At 62.7% G+C, this 14,981-nt stretch carries 17 protein-coding genes and 1 pseudogene; 14 read left to right on the top strand and 4 right to left on the bottom strand.

From position 1 onward, the window contains the following. The first annotated feature begins 200 nt into the window (after positions 1-200). The 9 genes from KXR83_RS24075 to KXR83_RS24035 all read left to right on the top strand — a co-directional run bounded on the left by KXR83_RS24075 (position 201) and on the right by KXR83_RS24035 (position 7,757). A complete protein-coding gene (locus tag KXR83_RS24075) occupies positions 201-959 on the top strand; it encodes an SDR family NAD(P)-dependent oxidoreductase (RefSeq protein ID WP_437427014.1) in 759 nt (252 codons plus the stop codon). After that, positions 956-2,101 (top strand): acyl-CoA dehydrogenase family protein, encoded by a 1,146-nt coding sequence (locus KXR83_RS24070; RefSeq protein WP_437427013.1) that lies wholly within the window; start codon positions 956-958, stop codon positions 2,099-2,101. The genes KXR83_RS24075 and KXR83_RS24070 overlap by 4 nt, the downstream gene beginning before the upstream one ends. Continuing rightward, positions 2,098-3,177 carry a CaiB/BaiF CoA transferase family protein gene (locus KXR83_RS24065; RefSeq protein WP_437427012.1) on the top strand — a complete coding sequence of 360 codons (1,080 nt, stop codon included), beginning with the start codon at positions 2,098-2,100 and terminating at the stop codon, positions 3,175-3,177. Before KXR83_RS24070 ends, KXR83_RS24065 begins: the two co-directional genes overlap by 4 nt. Before the next feature lie 5 nt (positions 3,178-3,182). After that, positions 3,183-4,154 (top strand): zinc-binding dehydrogenase, encoded by a 972-nt coding sequence (locus KXR83_RS24060; protein ID WP_437427011.1) that lies wholly within the window; start codon positions 3,183-3,185, stop codon positions 4,152-4,154. Between the two features lie 51 nt (positions 4,155-4,205). After that, positions 4,206-5,369 carry an acyl-CoA dehydrogenase family protein gene (locus KXR83_RS24055; protein WP_437427010.1) on the top strand — a complete coding sequence of 388 codons (1,164 nt, stop codon included), beginning with the start codon at positions 4,206-4,208 and terminating at the stop codon, positions 5,367-5,369. 12 nt (positions 5,370-5,381) lie between these two features. Further along, positions 5,382-5,819: a hypothetical protein gene (locus KXR83_RS24050; RefSeq protein WP_437427009.1), complete on the top strand. Its 438-nt coding sequence runs from the start codon at positions 5,382-5,384 to the stop codon at positions 5,817-5,819. Next, complete coding sequence (locus tag KXR83_RS24045; RefSeq protein WP_437427008.1) at positions 5,816-6,229, top strand: MaoC family dehydratase; 414 nt, start codon at positions 5,816-5,818, stop codon at positions 6,227-6,229. Before KXR83_RS24050 ends, KXR83_RS24045 begins: the two co-directional genes overlap by 4 nt. Then, positions 6,226-6,990 (top strand): SDR family NAD(P)-dependent oxidoreductase, encoded by a 765-nt coding sequence (locus tag KXR83_RS24040; RefSeq protein ID WP_437427007.1) that lies wholly within the window; start codon positions 6,226-6,228, stop codon positions 6,988-6,990. The genes KXR83_RS24045 and KXR83_RS24040 overlap by 4 nt, the downstream gene beginning before the upstream one ends. Before the next feature lie 92 nt (positions 6,991-7,082). Further along, positions 7,083-7,757 carry a TetR/AcrR family transcriptional regulator gene (locus KXR83_RS24035; RefSeq protein WP_116916734.1) on the top strand — a complete coding sequence of 225 codons (675 nt, stop codon included), beginning with the start codon at positions 7,083-7,085 and terminating at the stop codon, positions 7,755-7,757. Between the two features lie 81 nt (positions 7,758-7,838). On the opposite strand, the gene KXR83_RS24030 is transcribed toward KXR83_RS24035, so the two are convergent. Then, entirely contained in the window at positions 7,839-8,156 is a 318-nt protein-coding gene (locus KXR83_RS24030) for a hypothetical protein (protein ID WP_437427006.1), read from the bottom strand. A gap of 59 nt (positions 8,157-8,215) precedes the next feature. Here KXR83_RS24030 and KXR83_RS24025 point away from each other — a divergent pair. Beyond that, a pseudogene (locus tag KXR83_RS24025) lies at positions 8,216-8,821 on the top strand (DUF5996 family protein); the annotation flags it as partial. 23 nt (positions 8,822-8,844) lie between these two features. Here KXR83_RS24025 and KXR83_RS24020 read toward each other — a convergent pair. Genes KXR83_RS24020 through KXR83_RS24010 form a run of 3 tightly spaced genes read right to left on the bottom strand, consistent with a single transcriptional unit; the run spans position 8,845 to position 10,674 of the window. Beyond that, complete coding sequence (locus KXR83_RS24020; RefSeq protein WP_437427005.1) at positions 8,845-9,336, bottom strand: hotdog fold domain-containing protein; 492 nt, start codon at positions 9,334-9,336, stop codon at positions 8,845-8,847. 26 nt (positions 9,337-9,362) lie between these two features. After that, the gene (locus KXR83_RS24015) at positions 9,363-10,022 is read right to left on the bottom strand and encodes an enoyl-CoA hydratase/isomerase family protein (RefSeq protein WP_437427004.1); all 660 of its coding nucleotides are present in this window, start codon (positions 10,020-10,022) and stop codon (positions 9,363-9,365) included. A 16-nt stretch (positions 10,023-10,038) separates the two neighbouring features. Further along, positions 10,039-10,674 (bottom strand): TetR/AcrR family transcriptional regulator, encoded by a 636-nt coding sequence (locus KXR83_RS24010; RefSeq protein ID WP_437427003.1) that lies wholly within the window; start codon positions 10,672-10,674, stop codon positions 10,039-10,041. Positions 10,675-11,043: 369 nt separating this feature from the next. Between KXR83_RS24010 and KXR83_RS24005 the strand changes: the two genes are divergently transcribed. From KXR83_RS24005 to KXR83_RS23990, 4 genes are all read left to right on the top strand, one after another. Continuing rightward, a complete protein-coding gene (locus KXR83_RS24005) occupies positions 11,044-12,078 on the top strand; it encodes an extracellular solute-binding protein (RefSeq protein WP_437427002.1) in 1,035 nt (344 codons plus the stop codon). A 47-nt stretch (positions 12,079-12,125) separates the two neighbouring features. Continuing rightward, positions 12,126-13,460 carry an FAD-dependent oxidoreductase gene (locus tag KXR83_RS24000; RefSeq protein ID WP_437427001.1) on the top strand — a complete coding sequence of 445 codons (1,335 nt, stop codon included), beginning with the start codon at positions 12,126-12,128 and terminating at the stop codon, positions 13,458-13,460. Positions 13,461-13,604: 144 nt separating this feature from the next. Beyond that, entirely contained in the window at positions 13,605-13,832 is a 228-nt protein-coding gene (locus KXR83_RS23995; protein WP_437427000.1) for an alpha/beta fold hydrolase, read from the top strand. 74 nt (positions 13,833-13,906) lie between these two features. Beyond that, positions 13,907-14,944, top strand: a complete 1,038-nt coding sequence (locus KXR83_RS23990) for an ABC transporter substrate-binding protein (protein WP_437426999.1) — start codon at positions 13,907-13,909, stop codon at positions 14,942-14,944. Positions 14,945-14,981 lie beyond the last annotated feature (37 nt).

Below are 14,981 nucleotides of genomic sequence, written 5' to 3'. Positions count from 1 at the left end.
CTGCGTCCTCTGCTTTTCGCAGCGATGGCTTTTCTGACCGCAAACAAGCCTGATTCGGCTGGAAGACTGCTGGAACTACCAACCGGTCGTATGGTAAATTATCGACATACCGGGACGCGAGTGGACTTGTGGACCCAAGAGTGCCCATTGCGCATCGATCCCTTTCGGATCAGACGACTGCGATCAAAAGGAGCAGGAATATGAAGGTGGCCGGCGCTGTCGGAGTTGTCACGGGCGGTGGGGGAGGCCTCGGGGCCGGGGTGGTTCAGATGCTCGTCGACAACGGCGCGCAAGCGGTCATCCTCGACCTGGAATCGAGTCCGTCGGCTCAGCTGGCCGCGACGTCTCCGGCCATCACCTTCATCCCGACCGATGTCTCCGACCCGTCGGCGGTCGAGGCAGCCGTCGAGCATGTGATCGCTGACAAGGGTCGAATCGACCTGTGCGTGAACGCTGCCGGCATCTCGCCCGCCCAGCGGGTTGTCGATCGCAAGGGACGCCTGCATTCGCTGGACACGTTCTCACGGACCATCGACGTCAACCTCGTCGGGACGTTCGACGTGATCCGACACGTGGCGGGAGCCATGGCCAAGAACACCCCGGGCGTCGACGGCGAGCGCGGGTTGATCGTCAACGTCTCGTCGGCCGCCGGTTTGGAGGGCCAAACCGGCCAGGCGGCGTACACCGCGAGCAAGGGGGCTTTGATCGCGCTGACCCTGCAGCTGGCGAGAGATCTTTCGATCCACGGAATTCGGGTGATGTCGGTGGCCCCCGGGATCATGGATACGCCGATGCTGGCAGGTATTGATGAGGAGCGGCGCGCTGCCCTGGTCGATCTGCACACTTTCCCCAAGCGCCTGGGAACACCAGCCGACTTCGCGACGCTGGTGAAGTGCTTCATGGAGGTCACCCTTCTCAACGGCGAGTTCGTACGCCTCGACGCTGCGACTCGGCTATGACCCTGCGGCGCAGATTGTTCGACGCAGAGCACGATGCCTTCCGCGATTCCTTTCGCCGGTTCATCGACGCGGAGGCAGTTCCGAATGTGAACCAATGGGAGGCGGCGGGCGTCACGCCCCGTGAGTTCTGGAAGAAGGCAGGCGCACTCGGGTTCCTCGGGTTCGAGGCACCAGCGCAGTTCGGTGGAGTCGACATCCACGATTTCCGGTACAACGCGATCATCCAGGAAGAGGTCGCAGCGAGTGGGATCGCAACCGACGGTTTCGCTTTGCACAACGACATCCTCGCGCCCTATTTGATCGAGTACGCCGATGAGGATCAGCGGAGTCGTTGGCTCCCCGGTTTCGTCTCAGGTGAACTGGTCACTGCCATCGCGATGACGGAACCCGGAACCGGTTCGGACCTTGCTGCCATCACCACGAAAGCGACGTACGACGGACACCACCTTGTTGTGGAGGGCTCGAAGACGTTCATCACCAACGGGTCTTCGGCCGACCTCGTGCTGGTACTTGCGCGCACCGGCGAGCGTGAGGGACGAGGCATGACGCTCGTGGCGATCGAACGCGGCACCAGAGGACTGATCCAGCAAGCACCGTTGAAGAAGGCCGGACGCAAGGGGCAGGACACCGCCGAGATCGTGATCGAGGGGTGCCGGGTGCCGCGCGCCAACATCGTGGGTGTCGCGGGCAACGCGTTCGATCTCGTCAAGCGAAGCCTTGCTCGCGAACGCCTGTCGATAGCGGTGTACGCAGTGGCGAGCGCCCGCGAAGGACTGCGACTGGCACTGGAACACACCCGTGCACGCAAGACATTTCGACAGCCGATTGCATCTCACCAGGCAGTTCTGCACGGGCTGGCGAGCATGCACACCGACATCGAAGTGGCGCAGAGTCACGTCGATGCCTGTGTTGTCGCGCTGAACGACGGGGAGCTGACGGCGCACGATGCCGCCGGGATCAAGTACTGGGCCACTGATTTGGAAAGCCGAGTGCTCGACCAGTCCTTGCAGTACTTCGGGGGTTACGGCTACATGGACGAATACCCGATCTCGCGACGGTGGCGTGACGCGCGCGTTCAGCGAATCTACGGTGGAGCCAACGAGATCATGCGAGATATCGTCGGACGGCAGCTGATCCGATGACCGAGGCCGAACAGGTGTGGTCACCCCTACGTGGTGTGAACGTGCTGGACCTGACAAGCATGCTTCCGGGTGGGACGGCCACGCGATTGCTCGCCGACCTGGGTGCCGCGGTGACGAAGATCGAGCCCCTGGCCGGCGATCCGGTCAGAGCGCTGCACCCGAGGGTCCTGCCGGACTCGTCTGTGCAGCATCAATACCTTGATGGCGGAAAGCGCTCTGAACGACTCGACCTGAAGGACCGTGCTGGGCGCGAACGGGTCCGGGAGTTGGCGGCCGGTTCACACGCGGTCATCGAGAGTTTTCGGCCGGGAGTCGCCGATCGACTGGGAGTCGGTTATTCGGACCTGTCGGCGGGCAACGATCGACTTGTCTACGTGTCGTTGTCCGGTTACGGGCAGAGCGGGCCACGGGCCGCCGCCGCGGGGCACGACGTCAATTTCGTGTCGCTCACGGGAGTCCTCGGTGGCGCCGAACAGATGCCGACAGTTCAGATCGCGGATGTGAGCGGCGGGATCCTGGCGGCGTTGGGCGTCGTCACGGGCTTACATTCGGCGCGCACACACGGCGCCGGCGTCCATATCGATCTGGCCCTCGCTGATTCGGCGCTCCTGGTCGCTGGACTGCAGACCGTCGCTGCCCTGGCAACCGGCGGTGACGGGAGCACCGGCGCGCCCTTGGACGGCAGCCTGCCCTGCTACCACATCTACCGTGCACAAGACGGGCGCAACGTATCGATCGGGGCTCTCGAGCCCAAGTTCTGGAGGCGTGTCGCCGAACTGCTCGACGAGCCGGATTGGGTTGCGCGGCAATTCGATCCCGAGCTCGCCGCCGTCGTCGGCTCGCGTATTGCCACACAGCCGGGTGCTCACTGGAAAGATCTCCTGGAACGAGACGACACCTGTGTCACCGTCGAACAGACGGCAATCGAGCTGATCGAGGACGCGCATTTTGTCGGACGTGGCGCCGTGCACTCCGACTCCGCGGAGGGGTCGCCCCGGTGGACGCTCGGGTCGCCTTTTCATCTTGTCCCCACGACGAACGCTCGTACGTCACCCATACCAATCGAAGGGCAGTGAGTCAGATGAGGAAAGCTATCGCGCGGGAGATCACTGGCGAGAACCTGAGTTCGACTGTGGCGGTCGTTGACTGCGCCGAACCCGAAGACCGCGCCGGGTGGACCCGCATCACTGTGCGCGCTGCGGCACTGAACCAACACGATCTCTGGTCGATGCGCGGTGTGGGTACCGCCCCCGCGGATTTTCCTCTCGGATTGTGCTCGGACATAGCCGGATCGACGCCGGATGGGCGGGCGATCCTTGCACATTCGCTCGTGTCGGACCCAGCTTTCTCTGGTGGTGAGTTGTTGGATCCGAACCGGAAGATGCTTGCCGAGGTCACCGGCGGAGGCGCTGCTCAGTACGTGATGGTGCCCGACCGCAACGTGGTGGACAAACCGGAGTCGTTGAGCTTCGAGCAGGCCGCGGGTATACCGACGGCGTGGCTGACCGCCTACCGGATGTTGTTCATCGCCGGGCACGCCAAACCTGGTGAGACGGTGTTGATCCAGGGAGCCGGTGGTGGAGTTGCGTCCGCAGCGATCACGCTGGCCTCCTCTGCCGGACTTCGGGTGTGGGTGACCACCCGCGACGAGGTGCGAGCCAAGAAGGCCGAGACCATCGGGGCCTCACAGACGTTCGAGTCCGGCTCACGTCTGCCCGCGCGGGTCGATCTGGTTCTCGACACCGTGGGAGCCGCCACGTGGGATCACTCGATGCGGTCGGTGAAACCTGGTGGAACAGTGGTGGTCAGCGGCGCGACCACCGGCTGCAAGGTCACGCTCGACCTCAACCGGGTGTTCTTGCCTCACGTCCGGATCCACGGTTCGTCGTTGGGAACTGTCGCGGATCTGCAGGCGGTGGTCTCTTACTGTGCGGTCAAAGGTATTGCGCCGGTGATCGATTCGACATACCCGTTGGACAGGGCGGCGGATGCGGTTGCGCGCCTCGAGAGTGGTCAGGCTTTCGGGAAGGTGATCATCGCACCGTGGCAGTAGCCATCGGTACAACACAAGCATGAGCAATTCTCAACAAGGGAGCTGGAAACAATGGAATTCGGATTGACCGACGAACAACAGGATTTTGTCTCATCGATTCGTGACTGGGTGGACTCAGAGGCGCCGAAATCGGCGGCCTTGGCATGGGAGAAGGACGAGTCCAAGTTTCCCGAAGAGCTGTGGGACAAGATGAGCAAGGCCGGGTTCCACGGCATCGGCTTGTCAGAAAAGTATGGTGGCCAGGGTGGAGACATCGTCACGCAGATGTTGTTGGCGCGTGGGCTGGCTCGGTCCCTGGCGGGTTTGACCTGGGTCTGGGGCATCACCTCGTTCGCCGGCGGCAAGTCCGTCGGCATCTACGGAAACGAAGAGCAGAAGAGCTACTACCTGCCGCGAATCTGTGCCGGCGAGGACAAATGGGCCATCGGTTTCACCGAACCCGGTGGTGGGACAGACCTTCTCGGGTCCATGAAGACCAAAGCACGCAAGGTCGACGGCGGCTGGGTTCTGAACGGCCAGAAGACCTGGAGCTCGATGTCGCATGTGGCCGACTACATCTTGCTGCTGGCTCGAACCGACGACACCGTCAGCAAGCGAACGCAAGGCCTGACGCTCTTCATCCTCCCGACAGCCAGCGACGGTGTGAAGATCAACGAGATCCCGAAGCTGGGTATGCGTTCGCTCGGGTCCTGTGACGTCTTCCTCGACGATGTCTTCGTGCCCGACGCGAACGTTCTCGGAGAGCCGGGTAACGCCTGGTACATGCTGCTCCCCACCCTCAACAACGAGCGGGTCATGTTGGCGTCGTTCTGTGTGGGCATTCTCGACGGCGTACTCGAGGACGCGCTGCAATACACCGATGAGCGAGAAGCTTTCGGAGGAAAGATCTCTCGATTCCAGGCACTGCAACACCATGTTGCCAACATCGCGATGTGGCGAGACCAGGCCGAGCTGATGGTGTTCAAAGCCGCGTGGTTGCAGGCGACGGGTCAGGAGGCCGGTCAGGCGTCGAACATGGCGAAGGTCGTGGCGTCCGAGCTTGCGGGCCAAGGTGCCGACCTGGGTCTGCAGATCCTGGGCGGAATGGGCTATTCGGCAGAGACGAACATGCAGCGCTATTGGCGAGACGTCCGCCTCTTCCGAATCGGACCCATCACCAATGAGATGGCCCGCAACGGAATTGCTGAGGGCTTGGGTATGCCCAGGTCGTTCTGACGGTGTGTCGCGATGAATGACTCCACTGGACCTGCGGGCGACCTGATCGGCACGTCCGTGCCGGGCGGCACGTACGAGCTGGCGGGCTTCGAAGACTGGATCCTCCGAGACACCGTTTATGCAGGCGAGTCGGACCATGCGCATCCGATCGCCGCGTTCATCGGAGCGCAGCGGGGGATGGGCGTGAGCGTCAGCGAGTTCTTCACCCTGCTGCGCACCTCGATAGACGACGGACCTGTGTTGGCGGAGACGACGATCGAGCTCGAGGAGGACATCGCCCGAGATCGCACATATCGGGTGGAAGGCGAGGTGCGCGATGTCCGCCGCAAGCACGGCGCTGCCTTCGGTGACTTCGACCTCATCACGTGCGAGTTCCGGCTTGTGGACGATCGGACTGTGGCGGCTCGGGTGACCAATGTGTATGCGGTCAAACGAGGAGGCATCCAGTGACAGCCCCTGAGCCCCCATCGATGCGATGGAGTGTCGACGAGGTCGATGGACAGCGAATGAAGACCCTCGCTCTGCTGCTCGGGGACCCGAACCCGATCCACCTCGACGGTCGTTCGGCCGCGAGGCTCGGATTCGGTTCCAAGCAGATCAATCAGGGTCCGTCGACGATCGCGTTGATCTACAACATGTTCGAGACCCACGCGCCGGACGCTCGGGTTTGTCGTTTGAAGGTGAGACTGCTGGGCAACGTGGTGGCGGGCCAGACGGTGGCCGTCACCGGCCACCGCGTCGAGGCGGACCAGGACGAAACCCAGACTGGCCCGGCTGTTTACCAGGTCGAGGTGAGTGCCGACGGAGTCGCAGTTGTCGCGGGCCGAGCGGAACTGGAATCCAGAGGAGAAGAAGGATGAAGAAGCCTGTAGCACTGGTGACCGGTGGATCTCGCGGAATCGGCAGGGCAATCGTGGAGCGTCTGGCCGAGAGCCATGACGTGGCTTTCACGTTTCGGCGCGATAGCGACGCGGCGGCAGAGGTCGTGAACTCTGTTGCGGCGGCCGGGGGTGTGGCGATCTCCGGACAAGCGGACCTCTCCGATGCCAGTGAGGCCGCTCGAGTCGTTCAGTGGGCCGAAGGTGTGCTGGGACCGATCTCGGCGTTGGTCGGTAATGCCGGGGCGGCATCGCGCGGCAAGTCGTCGGTAGAGAGCTCCGACGACGAGTACCTGCGATTGTTCCAGCTGTTCACGATGTCGAACGTCGCCCTTTCTCGCGCGGCCATCGGATCGCTACGGGAACAAGCGGGCAGCATCGTGTTCATCTCGAGCACGGTGACAGATCTCCTGCCGGCGGGTACGGCACCGTACGCCGCAGGCAAGGCCGCGCTCGACGCCACGGTGGCGGTCATGGCCAGGGAAGAGCGCGAGTTCGGCGTACGGGTCAATTCGGTGGCGCCGGGGCTTGTGGCAACGGATATGGGCGACAAGCTCGCCCGGGCCGCCTCAGGAGAAGCGAGCGCCTCGGCATTGGACAGCCGTTCCCCTTTGGGTCAGGTCTGTCGCCCCAGCGACGTCGCAAACGCAGTGGCCTACTTAATCGGTGCGGACGCGTCTTATGTGACCGGGCACCGCCTGATCATCGATGGTGGCGGCCCGAATCAATCGCTTCTCCCGTGACCGCGCCATACTCTTCATTTCGCGTCTCGCCGTCGCGGTAAACTACTGACTGTCTGGTAGGTTACCGGGCAAAGTGTATTGGGGGGTGGACAGTGGCCGAAGACAAGCCGCGAGCCAGGGCTATCAAAACAGACCAGCCGTTGAAGTTGAAGATGCCGCCGTCGGCTCGCAGGGTCACCGAGACCAGTTCCGGCCGCAAGAACAGCGACGAGCGGTGGACGGAAATCCTTCAGGTATCGGCGAAGATGTTCTCCGAACGAGGATATTCAGCGACGTCACTGCAGGCGATTGCCGATGAGCTGGGGATGTTGAAGGGCAGTCTCTACTACTACATCCGGACAAAAGATGACCTTCTGTACGAGGTCATCCGAACTGTCTATTGGGAGGGCGTCGCCAACTTCCACCGGCTCAGCTCCGGTAAGGGCACCGCGGCCGAAAGGCTGGCGAAGGCCATCGAAGGGCACGTGAAACACCTCACGGACAACATGATCGAAACAACCGTCTTCCTGCATGAGTTCGAGAGGCTGCCAGAGGCCAGGCGGCTGGAGCTCTCGACGATCTCTTACGACGACCTGGTGCGCGATCTCATCGTGGATGGTCAGCGCGACGGGAGTTTCAAACAGGACATGGACGCCACCCTGGTGTCCATGGCAATCCTGGGTGCAACGAACTGGGTCTACCGGTGGTACCACGAGTCGGGCCCCAGGAAGGCCACTGAGATCGGCGAGCTCTACGCTCAACTGTTCATCGCCGGCCTATCCCGGTAGGTGCACCGGCGCGTTGTCAGGCGCACACAAACGAAAAGGCAGGCGAGCGGTGAATCCGCTCGCCTGCCTTCTTGTGTGCTGCTACTTGCCCCAAAGTGCGCTGTACTGTTCCTCGACGGTCGGAACAATCGGGGGGAAGGTCGAGATGTCGGCGGGGATGGTCTCTTCATTCCACACGACCCTGGGTGTCGGCTTCATCGACGCTTCCACCGATTGACCGGCGAAGTGTCGTGCCATTGCATCGGTTTGCTGCCACACGATGTCGACCAGCGGAGTCGGGATGGTGTAGACCTGCTGACCCTCTTTGATCATCTCGAGGTTCGTGGTACCGCCGATGGCACCGCCGATCTTGACCTTGTCTGCCAACCCGGCGGACTTGAGTGCGGACGGTAGCCCCACGGCGAGTGCGTCATTGGACAGGAAGAGCCAGTCGATCTTCGGGTTCGCCCGCAGGAACACCGCGGACCGTCGCCGATTTCTACGCCGAATACACCGGTCACCTCGACGACCTCGGTTTCGACATAGCGCTGGTCGGCACCCCCGTCGAACTGCCTGAGGCGATTCCGTTCGCCGAGGACACCGTGCATGCCTCGTACGACGCGGACGCCATGTCTCGCTTCTGGCGGTCACTTGTCAGTGCACACGGTGTCCTGTCGAAGTTCCGGGGTGAGTTCCGAGGAAAGTCATCACCCGTCCACTTCTTCTGGGGCGCATTCGATCTCGCCGTCACACGGTTCTCGGGCCGACCTGCGCCCAGGCATCCCGGCGGTATTCCGAACTGCCCGGACTGGGTCATGCACGAGGCCTACAGTGACGAGGTCTCGAGCGCAGGGTACTGGCCCGGTGGCGCTGAGGAAGGCGTCTTCTACGCGTACGCGTACCCCCATCCCGACGGGTACGACACCCATCCGGCCGTCGAAGCTCCTGCGTTCTGGGACGCCGCACTGGGGGAGTACGTACTTCCGTACCATCTCGTGCGGCAGTCACCCGATCCCGACGCCATGGTTTTGAACTTCCTCGAACAAACACATCGCGCGGCGGCGGAAACGGCGGGCTGGGCTTAGCTGCTGGTCGGCCTGCCGCCTCGCTAGTGCGTCTTTTTCGAGACGTGCATGGTGATGGTGGCGGTCACAAAGACGTCGTTGTGAGCGTCGAGAATGTCCACGGGCACAACGAGTTCAGTGGGTTCGTCGGTGAAGGCGGGAATCGAGTCGAGTCGGGCCACCGACGTCACCGCGGTGGTGGCTTTGGCCTTGTATTCGACGGTCATGCCCACTGGTATCCACCGGTGGGTTGATGGCACGGTGGCGTCGGTCATCATGCCGCCGGCGAGTTCGGCCATGTTGCAGGATGCGATGGCGTGATAGCTCCCGAGGTGGTTGTGCACGCTTCGCCGATTCGGTGCGGTGACTCGGCACAGCCCGGGGCGCAGTTCCTGGACCAGCGGATGAACGCTGCGGAAGTAGGGCGCCTTGAAGCAAAGCGCCTGGGTGAAGATCCAGTTGCCCAACGGCACACGTTGCAGCTTGTTCCAGATCTGCAGGTTGGTGCCGGTAGGTGCGGTGGTGGTGGAGGTCATGGGCTGTCCTGAGTTCGCCGGCGGTATCAGTTTCGGCCTTGTTGCAAGGCTGCGGTGACTGCGGTGTACATGGTGGTTTTGATCGCCCCGAGGGTGTCCGGGCTTTTGCCGATGATGGGCGACAACCGGGTGATTGCGACGTCGACCAAGTCGGATTCTGGTGCGGTGTCGTCGACGATGCCGGAGGTCAGTGCTTCTGCGCCGCCGTATCGGTGGCCGGTTGTCATGGCCGTCACTGCAGTCTGCGGGCTGAGTTTCGCTTGGATCAGCGCGGCCATCCCGGGCGTGAAGGGGATGTTGATGTCGACTTCAGGGAAGCAGAAGTAGCCGCGGTCGTCTCGCATCACCCGGTAGTCGTGTGCGGTCGCAAGCATGGCTGCGGCGCCGAAGGCGTGACCGTTGATCGCCGCCACAGTGGGCAAGGGGAAGGTCAGGATTCGGTTGAACAGTGTGTGCACCTGGTCGACGTACCATTCGGCGCGGTCCCCGTGTGCCAGAAGCCAATCGAGGTCCAGGCCGTTGGAGTAGAACTTGCCCGAACCTGTGGTGATGAGTCCTTGGGCATTGCTGTGTGCGGCGCTCAGGTGCGTATTGACTGTGTCGAGCCAATCCGGCGAGAACCTGTTTTCGTCGTCACCGAAGTTCAGTACGGCGATCTTGTCGCGGTACTCCAGGGTTGCGGTCATCGGGCGTCCTTTCGTTTCACTTCTTTGAAGATCTGGCTGGGGGAGGGGGGATGGACAGGACGCCTCGCACGGCGCCGGCGAGCCGCTCCCTTGCCTGGGAATCGGGAATGTGTTTGCCCCGCAACAGCAAAGCGGTGGGCAGTTCGACAACGCAGTCTCGGATGATCGCAACAGTCTGCCGGTCGGCGCGGTCCCACAGCGCCCGGGAGAGTTCGATGAACAGGTCGCCCAATGTCTTGTCGAGTGTGCGCAACTCGTCGGCTATATCAGCCGGAATGTCGCCGGAACCCAGGAGTTCCTCGCGTCGCACGGTGAGGAGAAACCGCGCCGAAACAGGGTGCTCGATGGAAAACAGGGCAGGGGTGTCGGCGGCCGCAACAACAGCCTCGATAGCGCTCTCGCGGTCAGAACCGTCGGCCAGTGCCCGGGCAACGGTGTCGCATTGCAGTGCGAGGAACTGTCCGGCAGCGCGTAGCCACACCCGCCCGACCAATCCGGCTCTGGACCCAAAGGCATTGTATATCGCGCCATTTGATACCCCGGTTGCCTCGGAAAGGGCGCGAACGGTGACAGCGGACGGCCCGGCATCGACGGCCAACTTCTCGGCGACATCCAGCAGGTGGTCGTGGTCGTGAACACGGGGGCGGGGCATGAAGTCACCATAACAGAGCGCGTGCTCTGAAACTAATCGCCACACTTCCTCCGACTTCAGTCACTCCCTCCGGTTGCAACCGGAGGAACTCGACGAAGTCGGAGGAAACGCGACGAACGGGCCGGCAGGTCGCTCCCGCCGCCTCCGGCCATCCTTCCTCCAACTACAGCCCCGCCCCTCCGACTCCAGCCACACTTCCTCCGACTGCTGCTACTTCCTCCGGTTGCAACCGGAGGAAGTGAACGAAGTCGGAGGAATCGCGACGGACGGACGCGGCAGGTCACCAACCGCGACGTGATTGACATCACCCGAACCACAGCCCTAAGCTCCTGAACCAAGATCGGTTCAGTTTCCGGCGAAGGGTTGACCTTGAGATCTCTCAAAGTGGGGGCTGTCGCGTTGGGCGCGGCGCTGACCATGCTCGTATCGGCATGTGGTGGCTCGTCCCCATCCGGACCTGTCGAAGGCAATTGGGACGAAGTTGTCGCCGCGGCGAACAAGGAGGGTTCGGTGGTGCTCTATTCGACGCAGCATCCCGAGAACCTGGAGAAGCTCAAAGTTGCTTTCCAACAGAAGTATCCGGACATCGCCCTGGAGTTCGTCCGCGGCACCGACGTGGAGATGAACCCGCGGGTGGAGACCGAGAATCGGACCGGCAAAGGGACCGCGGATGTCCACATGGTCTCGGATCCGGCGTGGATCACCAATGCTGCCGACTCGGGTTCGTACTCCACCGAGATCCTGGGGCCGGCATTCGGCAATTCGGAGTACGAACGTGACCGCAGTGTCATCAACGACCGCTTCTTCTTGACGAGCGCAGCAGTCTTCGCCCTCGGGTGGAACACCAACGCGCTGCCGGGCGGCCTCGCTTCTCCTGATGATCTGTTCGACCCCGCGCTCAAGGGGAAGGTCGGCGTGGTCAACCCTGCCGGCTTCGCGGCCGTGGTCGACGAGTACCAGTTCTTCGAGAAGAACTGGGGGTCGGATGATTTCAATCAGCGACTCGCTCAGATGGATCCGCGGGTGTATCCGAGCGCACTGGGTATCGCGCAGGCTCTGAGTTCGGGCGAGATCTCTGCCACGCCGATGGTCCAACCACTGTTGCGTGAGGTGGCTGCCGGTGCGCCAGTGGACTGGGCGCTGCCCGACCCCGCGTGGGGAACCCCTTGGTACTCGCACGTGCTGTCGTCGGCGCCGCACCCCAATGCCGCCCAGGTGCTGGCGGACTTCATGGTGACGGTCGAGGGACAGACCGCGCTGTCATTCGGTTACGGCAGTGCTCTGCCGGACATACCCGACTCGGTGGCACGGGCCCAGGACATTCCACTCCCTGACATCGCGGCACTGTCACCGGAAAAGATCGCCCAGTTCCAGGAGCAGTGGGAAAAGTCGTTCCTCGGCTAGTGCACCCTCTGAATCCGACATAGGCCTCACCGGAAGGACTTTGATCGATGCCCGGGACTTCTTGTGACCTGTTGGTGATCGGCGCGGGGATGGCAGGACTGACTGCGGCGGCCAGAGCCGCCGTCGCGGGAAGGTCCGTGACGGTTGTAGAAGTCGGAGACGACGTCGGTGGATCAGCCAGGTTTGCCGGCTATGCCTGGACCGCACCCGACCGAGAGGTCATGGCACAACACAATCCGCATGGCGACCCGGCTCTGCGTGATGCACTCGTCGACGGATTTGCCGGGGGGATCGACTGGATTCGTTCCGTCGGCGTGACGGTCGGTCCGCCACAACCGATCCTGGGGTTCGGCCGGGGGCACAAGTTCGACACCAACCACTACCTCGACACGTGCAAACGACTGGTCCTCGACAACGGTGGAAAACTGTTGCTGCGGAGCGCAACCGAGAAACTGATGACCGACGGGGACCGAGTCATCGGGGTACGGGTGCGCGATCCGGATGGCACAGCGGACATTCGAGCGGGAAACACGCTGCTGGCCACCGGTGGGTTTCAGGGAAGCGGGGACCTCCTCGCACAATATGTCCACCCCGAGGCCGGCACGATGCCGCTTCGATCGAATCCCAACAGTGTCGGTGCCGGCCTGCGGCTGGCGCAGCAGATCGGCGCCGCGACAGGTGCCGACGACGCGGGGTTCTATGGGCATCTGATCCCCGCCGGCGTCGAGTTCAGGGATTCCGGCGACTTCGTGGATCTGTCGTTGTATTACAGCGAACACGCCCTGTTGTTCAATACCACCGGTCACCGATTCGTCGACGAAACCCTGGGCGACCACCTCACGACGATGGCGCTACTGGACCAACCGGAGGGTCGGGGTCTGCTGGTCGCCGATGCGCGCGTTCATCGGGAGTGGATGGTGGCCTCGTACGTAGAGGGTGCCGTGGCCGTCGACAAGTTTGCATTGGCGAGCAAGCGTGGTGGGCGTGTGGGCATGGCCGAGGACCTGTCAGATTTCGAGTACCTGCCCGACGAGTGGGGGTACGACGGTCTTGCCATCGCCGAGCAGATCGTCGATTTCAACAACCGAGCCCGAAATCAGGGCGAATTGATCCCCGGCAGATCCCACGACGCGCTGCCGCTCGACGAACCGCCGTACTACCTGATCGAGGCTGCACCGGCGATCACGTTCCCCTTTTGCGGGGTGATGATCGATGCACGAGCTCGGGTCCTGGACCCGAGTGGCAAACCGATCGAGGGGTTGCTGGCAGCCGGTTCCGATACCGGAGGTTTGTGGAACCGCGCGTACGCGGGCGGTTTGGCCACGGCGCTGGTGTTCGGGCTCGCAGCCGCTGAAACCGTTCTGGCGTCGCCGAGATCGTGATCCCAGTCGAAGAGTGTGCAGGTCAGACGCTCGTCGCAAAATGAAGTGTATTCAGTTCAAATTAGTCGCCGCTGGTGATTGACATCACAGCGCAACCAGATTAGGTTCAAACTGACATCAGTTCAGTTTGGCGAAAGGCGAGTAATGTCCTTCCTCTTGGTACACGGCGCCGGTATGAGCGCGACGTGCTGGGATCGCCTCACTCCGCTGTTGACGGGCCGCGTTGTCGCCGTGGATCTACCTGGTCGTGGCACCCGGGCCGCGCAGGATCTCCGCACGATGACCCGGGCAGATCTGCACCTCGACTCGGGCCACATGGCGATGATCTCGATTCCGGAGACGCTCGCGAAGACGCTGAATCACATCGGCTGACAACCAGTTCGACTGCTCGACCCCCATCGGTGAGAACCTCACTCAAGAGGTTCGGAAGAGAAAGCCTTGTCACAATGAGATCAATCACGAAAGCGATTGCGACAGTTGCCATCGCGGCGTCCACCTTCGGTCTGGCCGCGTGTGGGGGTAGCTCTTCCTCCTCCGGTCCGGTGGAGGGCAGCTGGGACGATGTCGTCGCGGCCGCCAACAAGGAGGGCAGCGTGATGCTGTACTCCAGCCAGAAGCCGGCGAACCTCGAGGCGCTCAAAGTAGCGTTCAACGCGAAATACCCCGACATAGCAATGGATTTCGTTCGCGGAACCGATGCGGAGATCAATCCGCGGATCGAGACCGAGAACAAGACCGGCAAGGGCATCGCCGACGTACACATGCTCACCGACGCCGGGTGGATTCAGAACGCAGCGGACTCGGGTGCGTACTCTGCCGATCTGGTCGGCCCTGCCCTGGACGCGCCGGCCTACGAACCGGACAAGAGTGTCATCAACGACCGCTTCTTCCTCACCAGCGCAGCCGTGTTCGCCCTCGGCTGGAACACGAGCGCTGTACCCGGAGGGCTCAATACGCCGCAGGACATCTTGAACCCGGCGTACAAGGGCAAGATCGGCATCGTCAATCCGACAGGGATCGCCTCGTACGTCGACCTGTATCGGTACTACGCCAAGACCTACGGCGAAGACTACTGGGAGCGGCTCGCTGCTCTCGAGCCGCGCGTGTACCCCAGCGCGCTCGGTGTGGCGCAGGCGTTGACGTCCGGCGAAGTTGTGGTTTCCCCGTCGGTGCAACCACTGGTCACCGAGGTCGAGGCCGGCGCACCCGTCAACTGGAAGCTCCCCTCCAACCCTTGGGGCACACCCTGGTACAGCCAGGTCGTCGGCGTCGCACCCCATCCGAACGCTGCGCAGGTACTCGCCGACTTCATGGTCACCACCGAGGGGCAGACAGCACTCAACCCGGGCTACGCCGCTGCGCTGCCTGACATCCCGGGCGCGGTGGCCAGGGCGCAGGAGATCGCGTCACCGGACGTCGCGGAGCTGACACCAGAGAAGGTCGAGCAATACTCCGAAGAATGGCAGAAGCTCTTCCAGAGCTGACCGAACACCACACGACACCCCCGATTCCGAGTCGAAA

The sequence above is a fragment of the Williamsia muralis genome, assembly GCF_051487485.1.
Lineage (GTDB): Bacteria > Actinomycetota > Actinomycetes > Mycobacteriales > Mycobacteriaceae > Williamsia > Williamsia muralis_B.
This window is presented reverse-complemented; position numbering and strand designations above follow the sequence as displayed.

Coding starts and splice junctions, on each gene's coding strand:
- KXR83_RS23995 (WP_437427000.1), top strand. CDS start 13,605: ATGTCCTTCCTCTTGGTACACGGCGCCGGTATGAGCGCGACGTGCTGG.
- KXR83_RS23990 (WP_437426999.1), top strand. CDS start 13,907: ATGAGATCAATCACGAAAGCGATTGCGACAGTTGCCATCGCGGCGTCC.
- KXR83_RS24075 (WP_437427014.1), top strand. CDS start 201: ATGAAGGTGGCCGGCGCTGTCGGAGTTGTCACGGGCGGTGGGGGAGGC.
- KXR83_RS24015 (WP_437427004.1), bottom strand. CDS start 10,022: ATGACCGCAACCCTGGAGTACCGCGACAAGATCGCCGTACTGAACTTC.
- KXR83_RS24000 (WP_437427001.1), top strand. CDS start 12,126: ATGCCCGGGACTTCTTGTGACCTGTTGGTGATCGGCGCGGGGATGGCA.
- KXR83_RS24060 (WP_437427011.1), top strand. CDS start 3,183: ATGAGGAAAGCTATCGCGCGGGAGATCACTGGCGAGAACCTGAGTTCG.
- KXR83_RS24055 (WP_437427010.1), top strand. CDS start 4,206: ATGGAATTCGGATTGACCGACGAACAACAGGATTTTGTCTCATCGATT.
- KXR83_RS24020 (WP_437427005.1), bottom strand. CDS start 9,336: ATGACCTCCACCACCACCGCACCTACCGGCACCAACCTGCAGATCTGG.
- KXR83_RS24050 (WP_437427009.1), top strand. CDS start 5,382: ATGAATGACTCCACTGGACCTGCGGGCGACCTGATCGGCACGTCCGTG.
- KXR83_RS24065 (WP_437427012.1), top strand. CDS start 2,098: ATGACCGAGGCCGAACAGGTGTGGTCACCCCTACGTGGTGTGAACGTG.
- KXR83_RS24040 (WP_437427007.1), top strand. CDS start 6,226: ATGAAGAAGCCTGTAGCACTGGTGACCGGTGGATCTCGCGGAATCGGC.
- KXR83_RS24070 (WP_437427013.1), top strand. CDS start 956: ATGACCCTGCGGCGCAGATTGTTCGACGCAGAGCACGATGCCTTCCGC.
- KXR83_RS24010 (WP_437427003.1), bottom strand. CDS start 10,674: ATGCCCCGCCCCCGTGTTCACGACCACGACCACCTGCTGGATGTCGCC.